Genomic DNA, 25073 nt, shown 5'->3' on the forward strand with positions numbered 1-25073 from the left:
CGCAAACACCCATTATCATGTAATTTGTTGCCAATATTCCTGACGGGGTGTAACTAAGGTACGCAATAGTGACGTTAGGAAAATACCCGTGCCCAAGGCTTCAACCACACCTGAACTCCAAGATCTGCCGCCCCAAAAGGGCCGCTTTGGTATCACGGACGTGATTTCGGCGCTGCATCGCCGCGACGGCAGTCTCGCGGCTCAGGAGCAAAAAGTCGCGGATTATGTCAAGGAAAACCTCAAGGCGATTAGCTCTATGACCATCGGCGATCTGGCCAAGGATTGCGGCGTCAGTAAACCCACCGTGATCCGGTTTTGTCGCAGTTTGGGGTGTGATGGCTTTCGTGATTTTAAACTGCGGTTGGCGCAAAATCTCGCCGTCAGTGCGCAATACTTGTACGCCGAACCCGACACTCTGGCGAGCCATTCGGCCATAGATCAGGTGCTTGGCGGGCTTTTTACCACCGCCAACGCGATGCGCGAGCAGATCGATTTTCAGGCGCTTGAACTGGCAAAAAACGCCCTGCTTAAAACGCGCCATATCTTATTCGCAGGGATTGGCGGGGGATCCTCAACCGTTGCTCAAGAAGCGGCGAACCGGTTTTTTCGCCTTGGCATTCCGTCCTTTTTCGTCAGCGACAGTTATGTGTTGCAAATGCGCGCCGCCACTCTGGGTCCGGGGGATGTTTTGTTTCTGATCTCCGCCAGTGGCGAGGCGGACGCCATTGTTGGGGCCGCTGAAATTGCTAGCGGTTATGGGGCGACGACTATTTGCATTACGAAACCGGACACGCGCCTATCCAATGCAACAAACATCGCAATCCACGCCGACCTTCCCGAAGATGGCGACATTTATAAACCGACAGCCTCACGCTATGCCCATCTAATTATCATCGACGCCCTCGCCATGTCGGTCGCTCAAGATATGGCGAGTGAAACAACTGAAAACCTCAGGCGCATAAGGGCTTCGTTGACCGCATATCATGGAAGAACGGGGCCGCAACCGCTGGGGGATTAGGGTGCCCCTGCCTGCGCATTCTGCAATTATATGGAGGAATCTGTGCAGCAAAATGTCGCGCTCTCCCAATCGGTCGCTTGCCACATCTTCGTTCTCGAAGTACTTTTCCACTATAATTTGGAATTTTGATCCTAATAATTAGCTGAGGATATATAGTATGAAAAAAGCAGCCATTACTACGGGTGCCATTCTGCTGGCACTCTTGCCGGGAACCAGTTGGGCGGACGTTAGCCAAGACACCCTCAACTCCCTTTCCGCGCCCGAGAGCATTGAGACCCGCATTGGAACATTGGAGTTCAAAGACGGCGTGCCAACTGCAAAAACGGCACGAGACGTCTATGACACGATGGACTTCACCAACGGGCTCAACGTCTATAATAACAGTTTCCGAGGTGCGTCCGCTTTGGCCATCGCCAAGGGCTTCGAGGACGCTGGTGTTGCCGACAATGAGGTCAGTATTTTCTCTGGTCTCATGGACTCGGCCTCGCTGTTTTTGACCGCGAATGCCGACACCTTGTATTATCTGTCGGTCATCGATCTCTCAAAAGGACCAATGGTTCTCGAACAGCCCACAGACGGGCTCGGAACCATCAACGATATGTGGTTTTCTTGGATCATTGATATTGGCAAGCCTGGTCCCGACCGCGGCGAAGGCGGCAAGTATTTGCTCGTCGGACCCGAGTATGACGGCCCCCTGCCCGAGGGTGGCTATTTTGTCGCTGAATCCAAAACCAATAAAGTTCTTTATGCTGGTCGCGCCTTTTTGGTGAACGGCGATCCCAAACCTGCCGCACAAAACGTCAAGGATAACCTTAAAATTTACCCCTATGCTGCGGGTGGATTTGGCACCAGTATTGCTGAGGCTCTTGAAGGTAAAGTGCGCCTTGGCGGTAATGCAAAAGTTCCCGAAATGAAGTTCCACGAGCTTACAGGCGTATCGCTTAACACGATCCCCCCAAGTGATTACGGCTTTTTTGAGCTGATCAACGAGAACGTCCAAAACGAGCCTGCAACGAGCTATAACGTTGAACTCGCTGGACAACTTGCCGCGATCGGTATCGTCCACGGCAAAGAATTCGCACCAGACGAGCGGATGAAGAAAATCCTTACGGATGCCGCCGCCGTTGGTCAGGCCGCTGGACGGTCGCTGAACTGGCGCTTTGGCATGCAACACCCAGACTGGGCCTATTACGAGGACTCAATGTGGGGAAATATGTTGTTTGAAGGCGGCGCTTTCTTTGAGACTCCTCCACCAGCCTTTAAAGACGGCATGTTTGTGCCCTACCCTGCGACTGGTGCGAGAACCTTGGATTCACGCTCGGCGTTCTACTACGCCTATACGCTCGACAGCCCCGGCATGATCATGCGTATCCCCGAAGTGGGTTCACAGTATTTGATGGGCTTCCTTGACGCCAAAGGCGAGCAGTTTGACGGCGCAAAAACGTACAAAGTCACCCTGCCAAAAGACATCCCCGCCGCGGCGTTCTGGTCCTTCACACTTTACGACAACCAAACCCGCTCAATGCTGCAAACACCACAAAAATATCCACGTGCGGGTTCGCAAAGCTACCCCTCACCAGCCTCTGTGGCTTCCGAGGACGGGTCAACAACGGTCTATTTCTCGCCTGAACAACCCGAAGGCGTTGAACGTGGGAACTGGATTCAAACTGACCCCAAAAAAGGTTGGTTCACCCTCCTCCGCCTCTACAGCCCCTTGCCGTCCTTCTTCGACAAATCATGGCAGGTTAGCGAAATCGAATTGGTTAAATAAGGTCACCTAATTTTATGAAAACTGGCACTGGCCCACCTCATTTAGGAGGTAGGGCCAGTGTCACTTGCTGGCGTTTTCAGGCGGCAACTACGACTTCCCTTATTGTTGCAAACTGGTCCGAGCGAGAGCGCTTATGAGATCGGTTCGGGTCACAAAGCCCACAATACACCCACGAGACAACACAGGCACGGCATCAACGTTGCCCTGCGACGCTCATAATGTCCTTCGCGCGTACAGGCCGCGTCAACAAGCCGCATCATGGCAGGGTGAATGCCACGCTGAAGACGCAGCGCATCGTCGCGCGCCCGATCAATCAAATGAATTTGGAAAATAATACCAAAGAAGCGATTTCCTTCCCCAACAATCGGCAAAGAGGTGAACCGGTGGTGTCTAAACAGGCTAGCGAAGTCCGTGTCCGGCGTCACCGTAACCATGTCCTTTGACATGATGTCGGATGCCGTGGCTACACCCGTTTTATGGGTTGCGGCTTGCAGTTCCGCCGCTCCGATTAAGCGTGCCAAATCTTCGGTGCCCAAGTTAAACGATTGGCTGTAGCGATCTACGGGGTCTCGGTCCTGTGTGCCATGGCTGTTCAGGTCATCAAAATGGCGAAACGGATACCGCCTGCCCGTCAATCGGGCGTATACAATGGCGATCAACACTAGCACACCGGTGCCAAGCGGCACCGGTGTCAGCGCGAACCAAAATCCGAGGTCCGCAATGGCATCGGGATTCATCGTTGCGTTCATTGCGACCGCGAAGGTATTCCCGACAATGGCGGACCATGGCTGGGCCAAAGGACTGTTGGGGACCGCATCGCAATTACCTCAACGTCAATATGCAGAAAATCTCAGGAAAATGCGAAAAAGGTACGTTCATTTTTGAGTGAATAACAGGCCGATGACCCCATTTTGGACGTAGAGGCAAAGTATCAAGCTATCGATATTCTGATGGTATGAACGGCATTAAATTCCGCTCTTAGCGCGCGCGTAAGGGGAGGCAACAGATGGGTTTCAATATAGGACCCAATGAATTTACTCGGGGCCTTGAGGGTAACTTCGCCTTCCTGATAACCCGAAAAAGAAAGGTGCTTGTACCAGCTTGAATAGATTGTGTGATCTTCACCATTCAATCGATGCTGTACCGCGAGCCATGTTCCTTTTTCACCCTCGTCCTTTTGCGGTAGCGCTTCCGGTGGCGCCTGCGATTTTGCGCCGCCAAAATCCACTTTGACCACTTTGCTTCTCAAACCAATCGGTTGGGTCTCCATTCGCTTTTGGAAATCCGGCCCCACCGATTCCCAGAGCGGATCGGAGAGTCGCTTTACCGTCTCAAAATTAAGGCGATAAGCCCCGACTCTGCCACGAACACCGGCGCGGGAGCAAACAAGGATTTCGGTATCAATGAGCCGCTTCATTTCGCGTTTGACTGTGCGTTCGTTTACATTCCACATCCGCGCCAAATCTCTTTGCCCAATTGAAACCTCATTGCTACGCCAATTGTAGCGCGCCGTGACCAATGCAATCAGCCGCATCATCGACATTTGAAAAACTGGCTTGCCATGAAGCCCCGCCACAGACAAAGCCGTGAGTAGATCATATTTCTGGGTTCCGGCGCTTGGTCCGGTTAGGTTTATTTGTGCCATGTTCTGCCCGCCGCTGCTCAAGTTCGATCTTGTATTCGATTCGATTCTCAATTGGGTTTAACATGGCGAATTATCCCGCAATTTGTCAACTCCCTTTGAAATACGGGAAAATCTGGTTTAATCAATTTATATATTTGAATCTTAGGTTAAATGGTTAAGGGGGACACTCATGATGTCCCTAAAAGCGGCTATTGGTGTCACCCTATTTGCGTAAAACAGGCTCTAGTTGTCCCTAAATAGACACTGGTTGAATGCAACATTCCTTGCAATATCCGCTTTTTCCTTAAAACGGTGCGAAAATCGCGAATTTTGAAATTTCTGTTTTGCGAAATCTGTGAAATCCCGCTATTCAGGGATTATAGTAAAAAAACAAGAGGCACACCATGCGGAACCACTCTGATTTACAGGCCATGAACGAACGCAGTCTTGCGCAGCAATCCAACGTGCGCCGTGCAACCTTTAGTCCGGGTGAAACCAAGGAGTTGCGACCCTTCTCCATCTGGGAAATCTGTACCTTTATGTTTGATGTGCCCGCTGACACCTTGCGTAAAAAACTTGCCGACGACCCGACCCTGCCTCAAGGCGAGACCGAAGAGGATGGCCGACAGCGTTGGTTCACTCTAGAGGAAATCAACGAACTCCGTCGCCGTGTCCGTTTTCGGGGTAAAACGCTCCTGCCCAAACGGCCCAAGGGGCGCGCTATCCGTGTCGCCGTGTCGAACTTTAAAGGAGGCGTTGGGAAAACCGTCGTGGCGCAGCATCTTGCGAACGCCGCCGCGCTGGATGGCTACCGTGTTCTCTGTGTGGATTTTGATCCGCAAGCCACCCTGACGCACTCCATGGGCATCGTTGAAGTCAAGGAATGGAATACGGTCTGGGGCATCATGTGCCGCGATCTGTGTCGAGAATCCGACCGTATTACCGAAACCTATGACGACCCCGACGACTGCCCCTACCCTTCTTCTGACGAGTTGCCCCAAGACGTGCAAGAAATTGGCGCGCAACGGTTTATGGATTTCATTCAACCCACCTGCTGGCCCACAATCGACATTATCCCGTCCTGCGCCAATGCAGCCTTCGTGGAATTTGCCAGTGCGCAGTACCGCGCCCTTCACAAGGCCTGGAGCTTTTTTGGCTGTGTCTCGCGCTACCTCGATGAACTCCCCGATGACCAGTACGATATTATCATCTTCGACTGTCCCCCCGCCATTGGCTACCAGTCGCTCAACGCTGCTTTCGCCGCCGACATTCTCTATATCCCTTCCGGTCCCGGCTATTGGGAATACGATAGCACCACAAGTTTCCTTGGCCAATTGGGCGACGCGCTTGCCGATATCTCGGAAGGTTTCGGCCCCCTCGCCAAGGACGCAGGCTTGACCCTGCCAAAGGAATTCATGGACGTGCGGGTATTGATGACGCGCTTTGAAGTAACCAACCCGTTGCATCAGGCAATGAGCGAGGCGTTCCAGAATGTTTTTGGTGCCGATGTTTGCCGCAACCCAATTGAGATGACCCGCGCGGTTGAGCAATCAGGGCGGTTCCAAAATTCGGTGTACGAACAGGACTATCGTCAAATGACCCGTGAAACATGGAAGCGTGCGCGACAGAGTTTCGACCGCGCCTATGGCGAGTTCCGCGATACTTTGATGAAATCATGGTCCGAAAACGCAGAGCGAAAGGAGATTGACCAATGAAGTCTAAAAACAAATTCGGCTTTGCCCCAGTTGAAGCGAAACCTTCTGAGCCGCCACGCGAGCGATCTGTTGGGCCGATGGGGGCCGCCGTGCGCGAGGCCGCAGAAAGTTTGCAGGGGTCGACCGAGGCCAAGATAGAACAGCGCCGCCGCAATTCGGACGACGCAAAGGCGTTCCGCATCGCCCATGAAGAAGGCCGCGTTTTGGTGGCTTTGCCGCTGACGCAAATTTCCACAAAGGACCTGCCGCGTGACCGTTTGGCGCTGGAGGAAGTGGCTACATCGGATGAGATGGAGGAGCTTAAGGCGTCCATTCGAGCGCGCGGTCAAAAGGAGCCTATTGAAGTTTACCATGGGTCTGAGGGGCGGTTTGAGTTGAAAAAAGGCTGGCGTCGTTTTACGGCCCTTTCACAACTTTTTGCTGAGACGGGTGACGCAAATTTTGCCACTATTTTGGCGCGCGTTGAGGGGGGAACTCAGGAGCGTATTTCGCGATATGTGGATATGGTCGAAGAAAATGTCATCCGCGAAGATCTGAGTTTTGCAGAGATGGCGCAGGTTGCGATCGTTGCCGCGCAGGATGCGGGTGTCCCCGAAGAGAGCGCCGAGGTTTTGGTCGGGCGGCTTTACGGTGCACTTCATAAAATGAAACGGTCCTACATTCGTAGCTTCGTCTATCTGCTCGAAACTCTTGAGGGGGCGTTGCCGTTTCCCAAAGAGGTTGCTCGAAATTTGGGAGTGGATGTTGCGCGGGCGTTGAAGGCGGGGCAGGGGGACGTTGCCGGTTTGCGCAGTGACCTTGGGCGCTGTACCTCGGCGTCGGAACAGGCGACGAGGCTTGCTGCTTTTCTGACCGAAGCCAAGCCAGTCACACGCAAGGGGCCGGCGATTGCGCGAGAAAAATTCGAGTTTAGGGCAGGGAGCTTTCGTGTGGTTGCGCGCAAGGGTGAGGTTCGCATTGTGGGTCGTGAAGATTTCGCGTCCGTTCCCCGAGAGAAGCTGGAACGGGCTGTGAAGGCCTTCGAAGCAGCCCTCGCGGATAAGGGTAACCCACGGATTACCAAGCTATGAGGTAACCCATGGGTTACTTGAGGTTTTTGTAGTATAATTGTTATAAAACAATTGGTTATGTTGCGCAGGCGTGCTGGAAACGCTGCCCGTCTGCGCATGAGTTTCGCGCTTAGAATGCGCTGGCCCCTGACCAATCGGCGCCGCGGGCCCCGCGGAGGAAACCGTCTGACAGGCGCAGGTTGGCGTTTTGGGCCTGTAATTTCTTGACCAAAGTATCACCGGAAATCCGCCCTTGAGTTAAGTCGTGGAACAGCGCGCAAATCTGTCCAAAATCACCAGTTTGGGGCGAGAGGCGCAAGGAAGAAACCCCTGCCTGCGCCAGCGCCTCGGCGTGTAATGCCATGCAGGCATGGGAATCCGATAGTGTTTGCACACCGTTCATCGCCAAAAATGGTTGGCCTTCGCGGGCTTGTACGGGCAGGCCGTCGGGATCATCCTCACAGGCGAACTGGCGATTATCCTTGGTGCGGCCATGCAGGCGCGCATGATAGCAGCGCCCTGAAATTGCCAACGGGATGCGGCCAAACCCCCAAACTTCGATCTCTACGCCAAGCTCGCGGGCAGCGGCGGCCAAGGTTGCGATGGATTCAAGCGGTAGTTCCGGTGGCAAGCAAATTCGCGTGGCCCCACGCTTGGCAAGCCATCGCAGCGTGCTTTCGTTATAGACATCACCAAGGGGCCGATGCTGAAGGGCGTGTCTTTGGGCAGATCCGCGAGGGCGGTCAGATCATTGACCTCGACCTCTACGCCGACCTCAAACAACTCCGCCGTCATCTTGCGCTCGCGTTTCAATGTCACCAGCGCAAGACTGGTCAGGGCCACGGTCTTGCCCGCCTCTTGCAGGGCCGCTATCGCTTCGGGTAAGGTGTTTTGGTAAAACGGCAACCGCTTGGAACAGACAACCTCGCCGAGCGCCACATGATCGACGGGGGCCTTTGCAAGAGAGTCGTAAAATGCAGCCCATGCTTCGGACTTCCAGAAAAACGGGTTCGGGCCAACGGTGAGTTTCACAGGTCTATCTCCATATTTTTTTATAGGCACCCACGGTGCTGGCTTGCCCCTCGGACAATCGTGTTAGCATGCCCGCAGGCATCGCCTGTCCTGCGGCCAAAGGATCAACCGCCGCGCGGAAATTCTTCACCACCTGCGCGACATAGGAGGCGGAACGTTGTCGGCCTTCGATTTTGAGCGCGGTCACCCCCGCTTTTTGAAGCTGGGGGATCAATTGTTCGGCGTTCAAGCTGACGGGATCCTCAAACAGATAGCCGCTATTGTCGCCTGCCGTGAAGCTGCCTTTGCACAGGGTTGGATAGGGCGCAGGTTCGTCCTTGGCGGCGCTATGGATGAGGTATCCCCCCAAGCGCGCCTGCAAAACGCCCTTGTCCTCACGGTAATCCACATGGCTCGGGGGCGAGCAAACACCGTTCATATTGGGTGATTTTCCCGTGGCATAGGACGAGAGCGAGCACCGCCCTTCGGCCATCACACAGAGCCCGCCGAACACAAAAACTTCGGTCTCGATCTCGGTTTCTGCATTGATCGCGGCGATTTCGGGAACCGACAAAACCCGCGGCAAGACCACTCGTTTCACACCAAACGCCTCGGCGTAGAAGTTGACCATATCTGCATTTGCCGCCGCCGCTTGTACCGATAGATGGCGGCGCAGATCAGGATGGGACTCGGCGGCAAAACTGAGCAGGCCAAGGTCGGCGAGGATCACCGCATCTGCTCCCAAATCTGCGGCATCCGAAATCGCTGCATGCCAGATAGCCTCAGCTCCGGCACGGGGGAAAGTATTGATTGCAATCAATACTTTAGCGCCATGGTTATGGGCAAAAGCGATGCCATCGCGCATTTCGGAGCGATCAAAGTTCAGGCCGGGGAAATTGCGGGCGTTGGTTTCATCGGCAAAGCTGCAATAGATGGTATGCGCCCCCGCTTTGACGGCCGCGCGCAGGGATGCGGGAGTGCCCGCAGGGCAAACGATTTCCATTCTCAAAACCCTTCGTTTTCTGATCGTGTCAGGCTAAACCCCGTGCGCGCCTGTGCGATATCAATCGCGCGGCGCAGGGGGCGGGCGAAAAGCCCCGAGACCGCCTGCAATTCGGCGCCGATATCGAGTTCCGCATCATCAATCGCATTTCGCAGCGCCAAAACCGCCTCGGTATTGCCCCCGATCACCAAATCACGCGAGAAAAACAGCGCGTCCCCATCGAAGGCGCCATGCACGAGGCCAAGCAAGGCCGACATGGGGCCGGCAATCTTGGCATCGCCGACTTGACTGTTGCGGTGCAGGGTCACATGCGGATTGGTGGTGGTTGGATAGAGGCAGATCACGAAGGGCAGGTCGGTCGGGTCCAACACAAAGCAGGCTGTGGCATGCGGCCCAAGACGGCGAAACAGCGCGGGGTGCCGTTTTGCGACACTGCGCGTCAACGCCGAGAGCGCGGCGGCAAGGGGACGCAGGGGCAGGGGGCGAAGGGCAAAAGCCAGCAATCGGGGGGTTGTTTCAATGGCCAAGGGGCGGTGCGGCATCACATTTCCTTCGTAGGTTTTGGCCTTCGTCTATCAAACCTGAAGTGAGAAGCCCTTGACGCCCGTCAAGCAGGCGCACCAAGTTCACGCCTGACCGCGGCGCTGTGGCTACGCCTTTGATTGCGCGTGCATGTTGAACGATAGGTCAGTGATTTTGATGATTTGCACGGGTAGATGAGGACCGAGTCAGGGTGCGCATCCTCGCAGGAAAACAGTGATAGCGAATTCACGGCGCCGCTCTACTTCGGTTTCATTTGGTGGCGGAGCATTTGGATGCAATAGGCGGGTCAGGGTGTTTTCAAACGCCATATCCAAGAGCATTTCCGCGGCCATTTCCACGTCGGGTTCGGCCAAAACGATTTCACCACTTTTGATGGCCTGCGAAAGTTCGGTGTGAACAAAACCTGTCAACGCGCCAAACCCGTTTGCGTAGAGTTGTTGGGCCAAAACCGGATAGGCTTGCGCTTTTGCGATGATCGACCTTAGGCATTCCAGCTTGTTTGCCTCAAACCCCGACGGAGTATTAATCTGCAATAAAAGCGATAATCGTTCAAGTAAGGGGCGTTGTGCGTCTTCGGAACTCAACGGTAGAAAAATGGTGCGCGAGACATCGATGATGGCGCTTACTAGCAAATCTTCGCGGTTTTTGAAATGCTCGTACACGGTACGTTTGGACATGCCAGCTTTGGTCGCGATCACCGCCATGGTCACATCGTCAAAGGGTATTTCCAAAAGCAATTGCGTCGTCACCCTAAGAATCGCGGCTTCGCGGGCAGGGCGCTGCATTTGGGGCGGGCGCCCACGCCGTGTTTTACCGCAACAAGTTGTGTCTTCGGATAAGTCTCCCTCTTTTTTCATTGCCTCGCTCCTATCACCGTTTATTGAAGTGTGCTTCACATTAGCCTAAACGAATGCACTTTACAAAACTATCGGGTTTCCATATTCGCGGCGCAAGAGTATTTTTAGTTCATCGCGCAATCAGATAGCAAATATCGCTATCCGTCACTGTTTCACGACCGATCCCCGTGATTGCCCAATCCATTGGAGCCATTCTCAATGCCTCGTTCACTTTTCGCACGGTTGGGTCAACTACCGGCTGCACTTATCCTCGCTGTAAGCCTCCCGCTGAGTGCGTTTGCCCAAGAGGGCCGTCCTCCCGCTGCCGTTACTGTTGTGACGCTTGAAGCCAGCGATGTTACCTTGACCGCCTCGCTTCCTGGTCGTGTTGCGGCCTCGGCGCAAGCGGAAGTTCGGCCACAGGTGAACGGCATTATCCGCGAACGCCTTTATGTTGAGGGGCGTCCGGTTGCCAAGGGTGATCTGCTTTATCGCATTGAGGCATCTTCGTATGAAGCGCAAAAAGCATCGTCTGAAGCGCTACTCGCGCAGGCCCATGCAGCACTCAGGTCTGCTCAGCGGGAATTTGACCGCCAGCAGGAATTGAAAGCGCGCAATGTTGTTTCGCAACAGAATCTCGATAACGCTATTTCGGCCCGCGAGATTGCAGAAGCCAGCGTGAAAGTCGCGGAGGCGCATCTGCTGACGACCAATATCGACTTGGAGCGCACCGACATTCGCGCGCCAATTGCAGGGGTAGTCGGGTTGAGCGAAGTTAGTCAGGGCGCGCTTGTGACCGCTGGCCAAGCCACGCCGCTTACCACGATCCGCACGATTGATCCGGTCCATGTCGATGTGACGCAAGCCGCCGCCGATATCCTCCGGTGGCGCCGCGCTGATGGTGGTGCAAAATTCGCCGAAGAGCTTGGTCAGGTCGTGGAACTCAAACTTGCCGATGGCACGATCTATGAACATCAAGGCGAGCTTTCCGCCGCTGAGCCGCATGTGAAAGAAACCACGGGCACCATTGTGTTGCGCCTGTCGTTCCCCAATTCCGAAGGCTTCCTTCTGCCTGGGATGTACGTGCAGGTTGAAATGCCGCAAGGTGTGGTGAAAGACGCGATTTTGGTGCCACAACAAGCCGTTAGCCGTGATCGTCGCGGCGTGCCTATGGCGCTGGTTGTCAACGCTGACAATGTGGTTGAGCAACGTACGCTGACCGTTTTGCGCGATCACGGCAACGACTGGGTTGTGACCGCAGGTGTTGTGGCTGGCGACCGTGTCATTGTCTCTGGGCTGCAAAAAACCGCGCCCGGCGCGACTGTGGCTCCTCAAGAACAAGGGGCCACAGAGCCTCCTGTTGAAAACAACTAAGCTCAGATCTGAGAGTATCCCATGGCCCGTTTTTTCATTGACCGCCCCATTTTTGCATGGGTGATTTCGATCCTCATTATGGGCCTCGGAGTGTTGTCGATTACAACGCTGCCGGTGGCGCAGTATCCCCAGATTGCACCGCCTTCGGTGACAATTAACGCGGCCTATCCGGGGGCATCGGCGGAAACCGTGGCCAATACGGTGACCCAAGTTATTGAGCAACAAATGACCGGCCTTGACGGGATGCGCTACGTGTCATCGTCGTCAACCTCATCGGGGTCGTCGTCGATTACCTTGACGTTTGAGACGGGCACGGACCCTGATATTGCGCAAGTTCAGGTGCAGAATAAACTGTCACAAGCCACCGCGCTTTTGCCCGAAGCCGTACAGCGCCAAGGTGTGACGGTGCAAAAATCCTCGGCTGGGTTCCTGATGGTGATCGGTTTGATCTCCGAAGATGGCAAAATGGATCAGGCCGATTTGTCGGACTATCTGAACTCCAACCTTGTGGATGCCTTTAGTCGCATTGAAGGCGTGGGCGGCACACAGGTTTTCGGGGCAAAATATGCCATGCGGATTTGGCTTGATCCTTCCAAACTTGCCGCCTTCGACATGACGCCCTCCGATGTGGTCGCTTCTGTTTCGTCGCAAAACGCGCAGATATCGGCAGGCTCTTTCGGCTCGCTTCCTTCGCTTGACGGTCAGGCCTTTACGGCAACCATCACGGCGCAATCCCTGCTGGAAACGCCTGAAGATTTCCGCAACATCATCCTGAGATCAGAAGGCGATGGCGGACTTGTGTTGCTCGAAGATGTGGCCCGTGTCGAGATTGGCGCCGAAAACTACATGGCCATCGCGCAGTTTAACGGCAACCCCGCATCGGGGATGGCGGTCCAACTTGCACCGGGGGCCAACGCGCTTGATACATCGGAACTCGTGCGCGAGAAAATTGCGGAATATGCGGAATTTTTCCCCGAAGGCATGACCTATGTCATTCCCTATGACACCACGCCGTTTGTCGAAATTTCCATTCACGAAGTGCAAAAAACGCTGATCGAAGCGATCATCCTCGTGTTCTTTGTGATGCTGTTGTTTCTGCAAAATCTGCGAGCGACGCTTATTCCGACGCTTGCGGTTCCTGTTGTTATTCTTGGGACGTTTGCGATTCTTGGTGTGTTCGGATTTACCATCAACGTGTTGACTATGCTTGCCTTGGTGCTTGCGATTGGTTTGCTGGTGGACGACGCCATTGTTGTGGTGGAAAACGTCGAGCGGATCATGGAAGAGGAGGGGCTTTCCCCCCGCGAAGCCACGCGCAAATCCATGGACCAAATCACCGGTGCGCTGGTGGGGATCGCGCTTGTGATTTCTGCTGTGTTCGTTCCGATGGCATTTTTGGGCGGCTCTACGGGCGTGATTTATCGGCAGTTCTCGGTGACGATTGTGTCGGCGATGATGCTGTCTGTTTTGGTGGCCCTCACGTTGACGCCAGCGCTTTGCGCGACGCTTTTGAAAAGTAAGGATACCGAGCATACGACGCGCGGCCCGTTCGGGTTGTTCAATCGTGGCTTTGATAAGCTTGCTGGCGGTTATGGCCGGACGGTGAATTTTGTTATCCGCCGTCCGTTGCGCATGTTGCTGGTTTATGCAGCGATGAGTGCAGGGATTGTTTGGCTTTTCATGCAAACTCCTACGGGATTTTTGCCGGATGAAGATCAGGGCATTATGCTCGCTTTCGTTCAGGGCCCTTCGGGGAGTACGGCCGAGAACACACTAAAAGCTACGCAGCAAATTCAGGATCACTTCCTCAAGACCGAAAGTGAAAACGTCGATTCCGTGTTTAGTGTTGTAGGCTTCTCCTTTGCGGGGGCGGGTCAAAACAACGGCCTTGCGTTCGTGCGGTTGAAAGACTGGGAAGAACGCCCAAGCCCTGCGCAATCCGTTCAGGCCATCGCGGGGCGTGCCTTCCCTGTGATGATGGGCATCAAAGAAGCCATGGCCTTTCCCATCGTCCCCCCTGCGGTGACGGAACTTGGAAACGTGTCTGGCTTTGATTTCTACCTGCAAGCACAGGGCGGCCAATCGCATGAGCAACTTCTTGAAGCCCGCAATGCGGTGTTGGGCATGGCGGCGCAAAGCCCGCTTATTGCCTCCGCACGCCCGTCTGGCCTTGAGGATGCGACGCAGTTCAACCTAGACATCGACTGGCGCGCCGCTGGCGCAATGGGTGTGTCGCCGACAACCGTGGGCAACACTTTGGCGATCGCGATGGCCGGAACCTATGTCAACGACTTCAACGATAATGGCCGCACCAAACGGGTCTATGTGCAAGGCGAATCCGACGCTCGCGCAACACCGTCTGATCTGCAAAAATGGCGGGTGCGCAACACGTCGGGTGAATTGGTGCCCTTCTCCAACTTCTCCAGTGAACGCTGGGAATATGGTCCGCAAGGACTGTACCGCTATAACGGTGCGCCTGCGATGCAGGTCCAAGGGTCACCTGCAGAGGGTGTGACAACCGGCGAAGCTATGTTGGAAATCGAAAGTTTCGTCGAGCAAATGCCCGGTTTTTCTGTGGCTTGGACTGGGCTATCCCTTGAAGAGCGTGAATCTGGCTCTCAGGCACCGTTACTCTATGCCTTGTCCCTCGCGGCGATTTTCTTCTGTCTTGCGGCCCTTTACGAGAGTTGGGCGATCCCGCTTTCGGTGATGTTGGTCATGCCCGTCGGGATTTTGGGTACCCTCTTTACCGCTTGGCACTTTGGCTTTCAGAACGGCGTGTTTTTCCAAGTGGGCCTTCTAACGGTCATCGGATTGACGGGGAAGAACGCCATTTTGATTGTGGAGTTTGCCCGAGAACAGGCCGAGAGCGGCAAGGACATTTTCGAGGCCGTCGCGACCGCTGCGCGCCTGCGGTTCCGTCCGATCATCATGACGTCGCTCGCGTTCTCGCTTGGAGTTGTGCCGCTCGTGTTGTCATCTGGTGCGGGGTCTGGTGGTCGTCGTGCGATTGGCGCAGCCGTGCTTGGCGGGACAATTACGGGGACGGTTCTTGGCATTATCTTCGTGCCACTGTTCTTTATCTTGGTGCGCAAGATGTTGGGTCGGCAAAAAGCAAACGAGTCTGAACCGACGTAACGCAGAATACGAGGGTTTGGCATTGGCGGTATGTTTCCTAGAGCGGCAAACATACCGCCCAAAATCGCGCCCATTTTACTTTTTTAAAAAAAGTAAAAAATATTGAAACTTTCTGCCGCCCGCACTCGTGGTTCCTTGTATCTCCCCGAAAAACTCTGGGCGACTTGAAAAGGAAACATATTATGTCTTTTACCAAAACTGTTCTAAGCGCGACTGTTGCTGTTGTAATTTCTGCGGGCATGTCCTTTGCTGATGGCGATGCCATGAAAAACCCAATGGTCGGCGGCGCCGCAATGTTTGCGGACAAAAACATTGTCGAAAACGCGGTTAACTCTGCGGATCACACAACACTTGTGGCTGCGGTTACGGCTGCGGGCCTTGTAGAAACGTTGCAAAGCGAGGGTCCGTTTACTGTTTTCGCTCCTACGAATGCCGCGTTTGATGCCCTGCCAGAAGGCACTGTCGAGACGCTGCTCCTACCAGAAAACAAAGAGATGTTGACCACGGTGTTGACCTGCCACGTTGTTGCCAAAGCTGTGATGGCTGAAGCGTTGCAAGGCATGATCGCGGATGACGGTGGCGTTCATCCTGTTCCAACTGTTGGCGGTTGTACTCTGCAAGCGTCCTATGCGGACGGCGTTATGACTTTGCAGGACGAGAACGGTGGCATGGCGACGGTTACGATTGCGGATGTTGTGCAATCTAACGGTGTGATTCACGTAATTGATGCGGTTTTACTTCCTAAAATGTAATTACGTGGTTCCTATTTAACGAGTTCAAAATTGTACTTCTCCCTAAACGGCCTCAGTTTTCTGGGGCCGTTTTACATTTAATCAATACAAGCGATTGAATTTTGAATTGATATCACCGTGTTCTGGAAAGCGCCAAAAACAAAGTTTCATTGTTATGCAATTTTGGTCTAATTTATTGCCATTTTTCACACCTTAAGTCTCTGCGATGAAATGCGGGACCGTTGTCGCATTTGACAGCCAAGCATCGATAACACGAAGGATATCTAACCATGACTTTCTAACTTACGAGGCGCGCTGCGTTAAAAGCTGGTGCTGGAATGGCAGGCGTTTTGGCTATGCCCGCGATTGTCCGTGCCGCAGGGAGCCAAGATTTTTCGGGCAAAACCGTTCATCTTTTGACGTGGTCCGACAACACCGGACTTGCTGTTCTGGACCACATTGCAAAACCTTTCGAGGAAGCAACGGCCGCAATATGATGTCATCACGCTTGCGGGTGTTGGCGCTGTGGAACTCGCCGATGACGGCCTTTCGTCCCAGCCTGACCTCAATCAATTGCCAAACCTAGCCGACGCCGATGCAGCCTTCGCAAAATTGTCCGAGCTTCGCAACAACCGGCCGACGTTCGGTGAAAACCCAGCCCAGATCGCCATTCTCCCTTTTCTCGAGGCCTGCGCTTACATCTTTCGCTTCTCGATTTTGGCCGAAAAGGGCGGGGTCGAGGGGTTCTCCGTCCAACCCTACCTCGATTTGAACAACTCTTTCTTTTGGCGATCAGCTTGGGTGACCATAGAATTGGCAACGATCGGAACCCTATCCAGCTTACACGCTCGTGAGCTGGAGAGTTTAATTCAGAATTCAGATACCGCCATGTGATGACCGAGGGGACAGTACCGACCCCTCGGTCGCAGGCAAAAAAACTTTGGTTTTTCTGCCTGCGATAGTACCAAATTACTTCAGTAGTTTGAGCACTGCCCGCGCTGCCTCTGACGAGGAGGCTGGGTTTTGTCCGGTCACGAGTTTTCCATCAACGAGGACGTATTCTGCCCAGTCGTCACCCTTGGAATAGTCGCCGCCATTCGCTTTCAACATATCCTCAACGAGGAACGGCACGACGTCTGTCAGCCCCGCAGCCTCTTCTTCGGTATTGGTGAAACCCGTGACTTTGCGTCCCGAAACCAGTGGCTTACCGTTGCTGGCAACTGTGTCGCGCAGCACCGCAGGCGCGTGGCAGACTGCGCCAACTGGACGGTCACTTCCTGCGAAAACCTCGATTAGGCGTTTGCTGTCTGCGTCGCCAGCAAGATCCCAAAGGGGCCCGTGCCCGCCAGGATAGAAGATGGCGTCAAAACCGTCGGCATCGACACTTTTCAAGGTGACGGTATCGGCGAGTGCCGCTTGGGCGGCGTCGTCCGCCTTGAAGCGGCGCGTTGCGTCGGTTTGTGCATCGGGTTGATCGCTTGTTGGATCAACCGGTGGCTGACCACCCTTAGGCGACGCCAAAACGATCTCTGCACCTGCGTCTTGGAAAACGTAGTATGGTGCGGCGAATTCCTCCAACCAGAAGCCGGTTTTCTTGCCAGTGTCACCCAGTTTGTCGTGCGATGTCAGGACCATTAGAATCTTCATGTTCGTCTCCTTAGATTTTGGTACGTATTCGAGCCATTGCGGAGACCCCGCTTGGCGAAAATCGTGCCCTGCAGAAACCCAATAAAGGCAGCAGGATCATTCATTATATCCGCATTGTGATCGCGTAATTCAACGTGGCAAAGCCGCATTTGTTCCAAAGGTTGGCGAGAAACCAGCGTATAAGGGGTTTCTTGCGAAGTTACGTGGGGTCACCAAAGAAATTTAAATTTTTTAGGGAACAGCATACCCGTAAGTGCGTTGTCCACATTGATCGGAACGCTCTTTTAATCGCCCCCCCGAGCGGGCTGATCTACTTGGATGCTCTTGACGACTGCTAAGAATATCCTGCCGCCGAAGATCATTCCCCGATCGTCGGCGGCAGGATATTCAAACGTCACCTAAAAGGGGCGCCACAACAATTCGTGATCAACGCTACTTTAATACGGCGGTCCACATTATCCTAGTATAGGTGCGTCAGCAAATTGTTGGACCAAAATTGACTGAACGGAGCACCACATGACCAAAGCACTCGCTATCGCGGCATTCGCATTCGCGCTGATCCCATCTGTCAGCCCAGCCCAATCCGAGACCTTGAACGTCGGTATGTCTGGCGGTTATTTTCCTTTCACCTTCGTTAAGCTGGACGAGCTTCAGGGTTTTGAAGTTGATTTCATGAATGCAATTGGCGCTGAAATCGGGAGTGATATCAATTTCGTTACCATGTCCTTTTCTGGGCTGGTCGGCGCATTGGACGCGGGGCGGATCGACACCATCGCAAACCAGATCACGATCACGCCGGAGCGGGAGGAGAAGTTTGCCTTTTCACAACCCTATGTTTTTGACGGCGCACAGATCGTGGTTAAGGCGGGCAACGAAGACACCATCAAAAGTGTCGCGGACTTGAGTGGCAAAACCGTTGCGGTGAACCTTGGTTCCAACTTCGAAGAGCTGCTGAATGCGCTGCCCAATGCCGCGGAAATCGACATACGCACCTATGAAAGCAACATTGCGCAGGAAACGGCGCTGGGACGTATGGATGCCTTTGCCATGGATCGGGTGTCGTCGGTGCAACTCATTCAGGAAAGCCCACTGCCGCTTGCGTTGGCTGGCCCGCCGTTCAGCGAAATTCACAATGCGCTCCCCTTCGCCAATACCGAAGAAGGTCGCGCAATGCGGGATGAGGTTGACGCGGCAATCACGACTTTGAAAGCGAACGGAACGCTGACCGAGATTTCGATGAAGTGGTTCGGCACCGACATCACCGTCGTGGAATAGCCCATGCGGGCCCTTGATCTCACTTACATGCTCGACCTGCTACCGGTATTGTTGAGCTATGTTCCGTTGACGCTTTTTATGGCTGTCGTGGGGATGGTGGTTGCACTACTCCTCGCGTCGGTCATGGCGGTGGAGCGGGTGTTTCAGGTGCCAGTGTTGGACGCATTCGTTCGACTTTTCATAAGCTTCTTTCGCGGGACGCCGCTGCTTGTGCAACTGTTTTTGTTCTACTACGGCTTGCCGCAAATGCTGCCTTTCCTCACGGGCATCAACGGTGTGACGGCGACGATCATGGGCCTGACCCTGCATTTTTCGGCCTATATGGCAGAGAGCATCCGCGGGGCGATCCTTGGTGTTGATCGCAGCCAGTGGGAGGCCGCGCAAGCGGTTGGAATGACCCAAGGCCAGATGATGCGGAAAATTATCCTGCCGCAGGCGACGCGCGTAGCGGCCCCGACTCTGGTGAATTACTTCATCGACATGATCAAAAGCACCTCACTCGCCTTTACCCTTGGCGTAACCGAGTTGATGGGCGCCACACAGAAAGAGGCCGCAGGGAGCTTTTTGTATTTCGAGGCGTTCTTGGTCGTGGCGGCGATATACTGGGTTATCGTTGAAGCGCTTTCTTGGGCGCAGCGTCGCTTGGAAATCTATTTGAACAAGGCGCATGCCAGATGATCTCACTCTCAGGAATAAATAAAACGTTTGGGGCGACCGCCGTTCTCAAGGACATCTCCTTCGATATAGCTTCTGGCGAACGGGTGGTCATCATTGGGCCTTCGGGCACCGGTAAGTCTACGCTGTTGCGCTGTATCAATTTCCTTGATCGACCGGAAGGCGGCATCATTCGTGTGGGCGATCTGTCGGTGGATGCAGCCAACGCCACGCGCGCTCAAATTTTGGCCCTGCGGCGCAGCACGGCCTTTGTCTTTCAAAACTACGCGCTTTTTGCCAACAAGACCGCTCGTGAAAACATCACCGAAGCGTTGATTACGGTCAAAGGGCAGTCAAGGGCCGTTGCCAACCAACGCGCGGACGCAATCCTGAGTGAAACGGGGCTGGCGGAAAAGGCATCGTCCTATCCCGCCGCTTTATCCGGCGGGCAACAACAACGCGTTGGGATCGGGCGTGCGATGGCGCTGGATGCCGGATTGATGCTGTTTGACGAGCCCACATCGTCGCTTGATCCTGAATGGGTTGGCGAGGTGCTCGACCTGATGCGGCGGGTGGCCGAGAAACGACAGACCATGTTGATCGTCACCCACGAGATGCAGTTTGCGCGCGAGATCGCCGACCGGATCATCTTTATGGACGCGGGACATATCGTGGAACAGGGGACCCCAACTGAGGTTTTGGACAACCCGCAAGACCCCCGCACACAGGCATTTTTGCGGCGTGTGATCTAGGTTATTGTTGTGCGCCAGTACTTTCATGCGTGCGCTGCGCCTCGATAAACACGCGCTTTATGTCTGGGTAACGGTCTTTGATGCTGTGTTCTAATGCCGAGACGCGGTCCTGAACCTCTCCCGAGGTGAGCTTGTCCGAGAAATCGATACTGACATTCAATAAGATTTCTTGCGGTCCGAAATGCATGGTCAGCAATTCGTTGACGCCACAAATGCCAGATTCCTCGGCGATGATCTGTTCGACGCCAGCGACAACCTTTCGGGTGGCCCCTTCGCCGGTCAGCAGACTCTTACATTCATAGGCCAGATAACTGGCCGTCAAGGCGAGGATGGCGCCGATTATCAACGAGGCAACACCGTCCAACACGGGCAAGTTGTATTGGTGACTCAGGAAAATTCCGAAAAACGCAACGACCAGACCGAGCATCGCAGCAGTATCCTCAAACAGGACAGTAAATACGGTTGGATCTTTGCTGCGCCGTATGGCCTCGAAATATCCAAGATCGCCTTTGGTGGCGCGCAACTGTTTGAAGGCGATCACCCAAACCACCCCCTCGAAAATCATAGCGAGGCCAAGGACGATGTAGTTGATATAGGGGCTGGTGACGGGATGCGGGTTTTGTATTTTATTGATGCCCTCATAGATCGAAACACCCGCACCGATGCCAAAGATCAGGATCGCAACCACAAAGGCCCAGAAATAAAGCTCCATTCCATAGCCAAAGGGGTGCGTTCGATCAGGGGGTCGTTTCGCGCGCTTAATGCCAAGAAGTAACAGGCCTTGATTGCCGGTATCAACCAGCGAGTGGACCGCTTCGCTCAGCATTGCCGAACTGCCGGTAAAGCTGGCTGCCGCGAATTTAGTGACGGCAACCAATGCATTTGCTGCTAATGCAGCGAGAATGACGTTGCGCGATCCCGAAGAGGCCATATTTATTCACTTCCATCATTTTGGTGGTGTAGCCCGCCAAGAAATTCCACTCAAACTTACGCCGTATGCGAACATTTTGCCACCTATTTTACGAGGGTGTTCAGGCGCACCAGCTCCTATTCTTTGGGTAACGCATAGGCGAGAGAGGGCTATGAAACGGATCAATTCACCGAGGCAATGTTTCTAACCATGGCCCGCTTGCTAATTGTGAGCGCTGCTTGAGGTGCGTCTCTTATTAGGCCTTAGGGTAGGGGACTCATCGCCTTTCCTCCAACTTCTTTTCGCGGAAGACTTCAGCTGGTGTCTTTCAGCCGAGGCATTTGCTGAGTGTTTTATTAAGGCGGTCTCTGATTTCTTTGACCTCGTGATCCGTCATTCTTCGGATGTCCCATTTTGGGACACCAGCGTCTTGCCCGCCGATTGGTGTTCTCGACGGTGCCTTTCTGTCACGGTGGGGAAGGGTCGCAGAACCAGGTCTGTGTTCCGATCTCAGCTTGCTGATGTGGCCAGGAAACAAACTCAGTGCCGCGATCAAAAGTAATGGATCTGCGCGCGACACGGGGCCAATCTTTGATTACCTTCATAATCTTGCCCTCCCATGTGTGGATGCCCCGTTTGATGCAAGAGGTATTTTCAACGGTTTGAACATGTGATTGGGTACGGTCATGTGTCCTTACTGTTTCCATGTGTCCTTACTGTTTCAATGTCTTTCTTACATCATACCGAGCGTTACAGCTTTAAGCTGCCGCGACCGGATCTCGATGATCTTGTTGTTTCGTCATCATCGCCCAGATCGTCCGTGCGGTTTTGTCAGCCAAGGTTATGGCCGCCAGCAAGCGTGGTCTACGCTCCAACATCTGATCCTCGTCATGGCCCCAATATTCAGCAATCGCCTGATATCGCGCTGTCCTGCCTAGTATATGTCGTCCACCGGTAGATTTCTGAACTGGAACCAATCCGAGCCACGCGGCAAAGTCACGTCCGCGCTTGAAGCCCTTCAGTGGAGGGGCGAAGGCCTTGATAGTCATTGCGCTGACAGGCCCAATACTCGGTGCCGTCTGCAAGCGGTTTGTTTCCGGATCAGTTTTTGTTTCATCCTTCAGACGTTGCTCTCTCACGACAGTCTTGTCTGTGAAGGTACTGAGCTGATCCAGATGCACACGGCTGAGGTCGATGACGATTGACGGCGGATTACAATCCGGGCTTTCAATCTGTTCTGCCAGTTTCTTCACAGAGTTCTGACCGGGGTCTGCGATGATCCCATATTCCATCAAGTGACCCCGCAGAGCGTTGATGATGGAATTGCGCTGCCGAACGAACAAATCACGCGTCTTAAAGACCATAGACCTCGATTGTTGTTTAGCTGATTTGACAGGTGCAAATCGTATCTTTGGCCGGACAGCTGCCTCTGCATCCTTTGCGTCGTTCTTCTGCCGTTTCACAAAAGGCTTCACCTAGAGGGGGCGTATTGGAAAACCGCCAGATTAAAACCTTGTGGGTCGCCCAGTCCATGCTTCTCGGGGTGTAATAACCCCAGCCAGCCAGCGGATCGTCACCAAGTACAAAAGCCGTTTTTGATGGGAATGTAGGTGATGTCGCTGCACCCGTCGCCCGGCAGGGCATGTCTATACCCGAGAGGAGAACATGGTTAGGACGCGTGATTGGCGGCTCCTAAAGAACGAATGCATTGTAAATACCCCCCCCCGTGCATTTACAATGCACTGCCGAGCAATTGATCAATCCTATGCATAAGATCAACTGTCGCCTGATTAATGCAAACGGGCGTGTATTAGACCATCTCACGACGTTCAGTGGGGCTCATCGCTCCAGCCCCCTGTGACAAAAAATTGTCTGAAAAGCTCCGTTGCTTTGTCATTCTCGTATTCATTCGCTCGTGTTGGATACATCTTAGCACGCTGTCTAAATTTGCTGGACCCTTTCAGGCGCACGCCACAAAACGGAGTTTCAAAAAACCGGACCTGTCGTGGAATTGCGCCGCTCCTTTTGCCGTATATTATGCGCAAAAGGAGGACGACTAACGCTCTGCAACAGCACTCTAATTGGAAGGTGCTCGGATTCGCTCTTGGGTCTTTGCATCAAAGAAATGGGCGCGGTCAAAGCAAATACCAATCTTGCAAGCCGCGCCTGCTCTCAATGTGTCATGGAAGCCAGGCAAACGAACAGTTAACTTGCCAATGGGTGTATTCAGGTAAGCGATTTGTTCGTGCCCGAGGTTTTCCATAGCTGCGACAGTGCCGTCGAGACGCAAATCAGCAGCGCTGTCGCCCCATGTAATATGTTCTGGACGTATGCCGCAATGAAAGGGCCCATTTCTGTCCAAAAGAGCGTTCAGAGCCGCTGCCCCATCGAGATTCAATACAGGTGAACGGGCATTCGCAATATCGATGAAATTCATTGGAGGTGAGCCAATAAATTTCGCAACAAAGAGGTTTTTGGGACGCGAATAGAGTTCGTCTGGAGTCCCGAACTGCATTAAATTTGAGTCACCAGCGTCGGCGATCGGGGCCAGAACCGCAATTTTATCGCCCATCGTCATCGCCTCCACTTGGTCGTGGGTCACGTAAACCATCGTGGATTCGAGCCTTTTGTGCAGGGCAGCAATTTCTTGACGCATCGAGGTGCGGAACTCTGCATCAAGGTTAGACAAAGGCTCATCAAACAGAAAAACTTCTGGTTTTCGGACAATGGCGCGCGCGAGCGCCACCCTCTGTCGCTGGCCACCGGAAAGAGCGCCGGGCTTCTTATGTAGTTGGTCTCGCAGGTTAACGATATCCACAACCTCATCAATCTGACGTTCGATCTCTTTTTTGTCCATTTTGCGGATTTTCATGCCAAAGGCTATATTGTCGCGCACAGTCATATGTGGATAAAGCGCATAGTTCTGAAACACCATTGAAACGTTTCTGTTCTTGGGCTCGATAGAATTTACCACCCTGTTACCGATTGAAAGTGTTCCTGACTCAGTGTCTTCGAACCCAGCAATAAGACGTAGGATGGTCGATTTACCGCAGCCCGAAGGGCCAACTAATACAATAAATTCCCTGTCCGCGATCGCAAGGTCTAGGTCACGGACAACACGGAAATCTCCGTACGAAATATTAATTTTTTCGAATGTGATAGATGACATCGAGTGTTCCTTCGTAAATTTGACTTACTTAACCGAGCCGAGGCTCAGGCCTTGAACGATGTGACGTTGAGCGAGTATTGCAAACAGCGCCATCGGAACGATGGCAATGATTGCGGCGGCAGACATTGCGCCCCAATCAATGGATGCGTATCCACGAAAACCAGCAACTGCGAGCGTCACGGTTTCCGCATTGTCAAACGTGAGTGCTAGCGCAATCGAGAGTTCGTTCCAGATCTTAATGCTGTTGAGGATCACGGTCGCAGCAATCCCCGGCGCACTGATTGGCACATATATTTTCCAGATAATTTGCCAAGTAGACGCGCCTTCCAGACGGGCGGCCTCAGCCAAAGCAGTTGGTACTTCCGCGAAAAAGGAGCGCAACAGCCAGACGGTAAATGGTATAGTAAATATTTGATAGACAATCGCGAGGCCGAGCAGCGTGTCGTATAATCCTATTTCCTGATACAGTAGATAAACTGGGATAACGAAGAGAAACTCCGGCAACATATAGGCGATCAAAAGCCACACGAGAACTGCCGTTTTCCCCGGGGAAACGCGTTGGTTCAATGCATAAGCCGCTGGGATGCCGACGGCGAGAGCCATCACATTGGCGACGACACATATGATGGCGCTATTCATGAATGCAGAAGAAAACCCGCTGGATGTCCAAGCACGTTGGAAATTTCCCCAAATCGGATCGAAGACCCAAACCGGTGGCATAGCGAAGGCATCGATTTCAGTCTTTAACGCGATTGACAAAATCCAAAAGATCGGAAAAATCGAAAGCGTTACTGCCACTAGAGCGATTGTATAGCTTATTATGGAGCGTTTGAGTTGCCTGCGAGCAGCCATG

Annotated in this window: 24 protein-coding genes; 12 read left to right on the forward strand and 12 right to left on the reverse strand. The window is 53.6% G+C overall.

The annotated features are described in order from the left end of the window. Positions 1-88 precede the first annotated feature (88 nt). Both AB9F29_RS17940 and AB9F29_RS17945 read left to right on the forward strand, forming a co-directional pair. Entirely contained in the window at positions 89-1018 is a 930-nt protein-coding gene (locus AB9F29_RS17940; RefSeq protein ID WP_369756650.1) for a MurR/RpiR family transcriptional regulator, read from the forward strand. Positions 1019-1175: 157 nt separating this feature from the next. After that, entirely contained in the window at positions 1176-2789 is a 1614-nt protein-coding gene (locus tag AB9F29_RS17945) for a DUF1254 domain-containing protein (RefSeq protein ID WP_369756651.1), read from the forward strand. 149 nt (positions 2790-2938) lie between these two features. On the opposite strand, the gene AB9F29_RS17950 is transcribed toward AB9F29_RS17945, so the two are convergent. Further along, complete coding sequence (locus AB9F29_RS17950; protein WP_369756652.1) at positions 2939-3526, reverse strand: CBS domain-containing protein; 588 nt, start codon at positions 3524-3526, stop codon at positions 2939-2941. 194 nt (positions 3527-3720) lie between these two features. Continuing rightward, positions 3721-4434: a DnaA N-terminal domain-containing protein gene (locus AB9F29_RS17955; RefSeq protein WP_369756653.1), complete on the reverse strand. Its 714-nt coding sequence runs from the start codon at positions 4432-4434 to the stop codon at positions 3721-3723. A gap of 383 nt (positions 4435-4817) precedes the next feature. On the opposite strand from AB9F29_RS17955, the gene AB9F29_RS17960 reads away from it, so the two are divergent. After that, positions 4818-6128 carry an AAA family ATPase gene (locus tag AB9F29_RS17960; protein WP_369756654.1) on the forward strand — a complete coding sequence of 437 codons (1311 nt, stop codon included), beginning with the start codon at positions 4818-4820 and terminating at the stop codon, positions 6126-6128. After that, on the forward strand, positions 6125-7198 hold the full coding sequence (locus AB9F29_RS17965) for a ParB N-terminal domain-containing protein (RefSeq protein ID WP_369756655.1): 1074 nt from the start codon (positions 6125-6127) through the stop codon (positions 7196-7198). The genes AB9F29_RS17960 and AB9F29_RS17965 overlap by 4 nt, the downstream gene beginning before the upstream one ends. Positions 7199-7307: 109 nt before the next feature. On the opposite strand, the gene AB9F29_RS17970 is transcribed toward AB9F29_RS17965, so the two are convergent. The 5 genes from AB9F29_RS17970 to AB9F29_RS17990 form a co-directional block, all read right to left on the reverse strand. Then, a complete protein-coding gene (locus AB9F29_RS17970) occupies positions 7308-7808 on the reverse strand; it encodes a U32 family peptidase (RefSeq protein WP_369756656.1) in 501 nt (166 codons plus the stop codon). Continuing rightward, positions 7742-8209: a hypothetical protein gene (locus AB9F29_RS17975; RefSeq protein WP_369756657.1), complete on the reverse strand. Its 468-nt coding sequence runs from the start codon at positions 8207-8209 to the stop codon at positions 7742-7744. The genes AB9F29_RS17970 and AB9F29_RS17975 overlap by 67 nt, the downstream gene beginning before the upstream one ends. 4 nt (positions 8210-8213) lie before the next feature. After that, positions 8214-9191, reverse strand: a complete 978-nt coding sequence (locus AB9F29_RS17980; protein ID WP_369756658.1) for a peptidase U32 family protein — start codon at positions 9189-9191, stop codon at positions 8214-8216. A 2-nt stretch (positions 9192-9193) separates the two neighbouring features. After that, a complete protein-coding gene (locus tag AB9F29_RS17985; protein ID WP_369756659.1) occupies positions 9194-9733 on the reverse strand; it encodes an SCP2 domain-containing protein in 540 nt (179 codons plus the stop codon). Between the two features lie 186 nt (positions 9734-9919). Next, positions 9920-10591, reverse strand: coding sequence for a TetR/AcrR family transcriptional regulator (locus tag AB9F29_RS17990; protein ID WP_369756660.1), 672 nt, complete (start codon positions 10589-10591; stop codon positions 9920-9922). A gap of 198 nt (positions 10592-10789) precedes the next feature. On the opposite strand from AB9F29_RS17990, the gene AB9F29_RS17995 reads away from it, so the two are divergent. The 5 genes from AB9F29_RS17995 (at position 10790) to AB9F29_RS18015 (ending at position 16707) form a co-directional block, all read left to right on the forward strand. Continuing rightward, a complete protein-coding gene (locus AB9F29_RS17995; protein WP_369756661.1) occupies positions 10790-11944 on the forward strand; it encodes an efflux RND transporter periplasmic adaptor subunit in 1155 nt (384 codons plus the stop codon). Between the two features lie 21 nt (positions 11945-11965). Next, entirely contained in the window at positions 11966-15082 is a 3117-nt protein-coding gene (locus AB9F29_RS18000; RefSeq protein WP_369756662.1) for an efflux RND transporter permease subunit, read from the forward strand. Between the two features lie 182 nt (positions 15083-15264). Next, on the forward strand, positions 15265-15834 hold the full coding sequence (locus tag AB9F29_RS18005) for a fasciclin domain-containing protein (protein ID WP_369756663.1): 570 nt from the start codon (positions 15265-15267) through the stop codon (positions 15832-15834). Positions 15835-16169: 335 nt separating this feature from the next. Continuing rightward, positions 16170-16310, forward strand: a complete 141-nt coding sequence (locus AB9F29_RS18010; RefSeq protein WP_369756664.1) for a hypothetical protein — start codon at positions 16170-16172, stop codon at positions 16308-16310. Positions 16311-16338: 28 nt separating this feature from the next. Further along, entirely contained in the window at positions 16339-16707 is a 369-nt protein-coding gene (locus tag AB9F29_RS18015; protein WP_369756665.1) for a hypothetical protein, read from the forward strand. A gap of 75 nt (positions 16708-16782) precedes the next feature. On the opposite strand, the gene AB9F29_RS18020 is transcribed toward AB9F29_RS18015, so the two are convergent. Next, entirely contained in the window at positions 16783-17460 is a 678-nt protein-coding gene (locus tag AB9F29_RS18020; protein ID WP_369756666.1) for a type 1 glutamine amidotransferase domain-containing protein, read from the reverse strand. A 516-nt stretch (positions 17461-17976) separates the two neighbouring features. On the opposite strand from AB9F29_RS18020, the gene AB9F29_RS18025 reads away from it, so the two are divergent. Genes AB9F29_RS18025 through AB9F29_RS18035 form a run of 3 tightly spaced genes read left to right on the forward strand, consistent with a single transcriptional unit; the run spans position 17977 to position 20141 of the window. Next, positions 17977-18735, forward strand: a complete 759-nt coding sequence (locus AB9F29_RS18025) for an amino acid ABC transporter substrate-binding protein (protein WP_369756667.1) — start codon at positions 17977-17979, stop codon at positions 18733-18735. Positions 18736-18738: 3 nt separating this feature from the next. Further along, complete coding sequence (locus AB9F29_RS18030; protein WP_369756668.1) at positions 18739-19413, forward strand: amino acid ABC transporter permease; 675 nt, start codon at positions 18739-18741, stop codon at positions 19411-19413. After that, the gene (locus AB9F29_RS18035) at positions 19410-20141 is read left to right on the forward strand and encodes an amino acid ABC transporter ATP-binding protein (RefSeq protein ID WP_369756669.1); all 732 of its coding nucleotides are present in this window, start codon (positions 19410-19412) and stop codon (positions 20139-20141) included. Before AB9F29_RS18030 ends, AB9F29_RS18035 begins: the two co-directional genes overlap by 4 nt. A 1-nt stretch (position 20142) precedes the next feature. Here AB9F29_RS18035 and AB9F29_RS18040 read toward each other — a convergent pair whose 3' ends face one another. From AB9F29_RS18040 to AB9F29_RS18055, 4 genes are all read right to left on the reverse strand, one after another. After that, a complete protein-coding gene (locus tag AB9F29_RS18040; RefSeq protein WP_369756670.1) occupies positions 20143-21072 on the reverse strand; it encodes a cation diffusion facilitator family transporter in 930 nt (309 codons plus the stop codon). Between the two features lie 737 nt (positions 21073-21809). Further along, entirely contained in the window at positions 21810-22514 is a 705-nt protein-coding gene (locus AB9F29_RS18045; RefSeq protein WP_369756671.1) for a transposase, read from the reverse strand. A gap of 614 nt (positions 22515-23128) precedes the next feature. Further along, positions 23129-24220, reverse strand: a complete 1092-nt coding sequence (locus AB9F29_RS18050) for an ABC transporter ATP-binding protein (RefSeq protein ID WP_369756672.1) — start codon at positions 24218-24220, stop codon at positions 23129-23131. A 24-nt stretch (positions 24221-24244) separates the two neighbouring features. Then, on the reverse strand, positions 24245-25072 hold the full coding sequence (locus AB9F29_RS18055) for a carbohydrate ABC transporter permease (RefSeq protein ID WP_369756673.1): 828 nt from the start codon (positions 25070-25072) through the stop codon (positions 24245-24247). Position 25073 lies beyond the last annotated feature (1 nt).

This window comes from Falsihalocynthiibacter sp. S25ZX9 (assembly GCF_041205405.1).
GTDB lineage: Bacteria > Pseudomonadota > Alphaproteobacteria > Rhodobacterales > Rhodobacteraceae > Falsihalocynthiibacter > Falsihalocynthiibacter arcticus.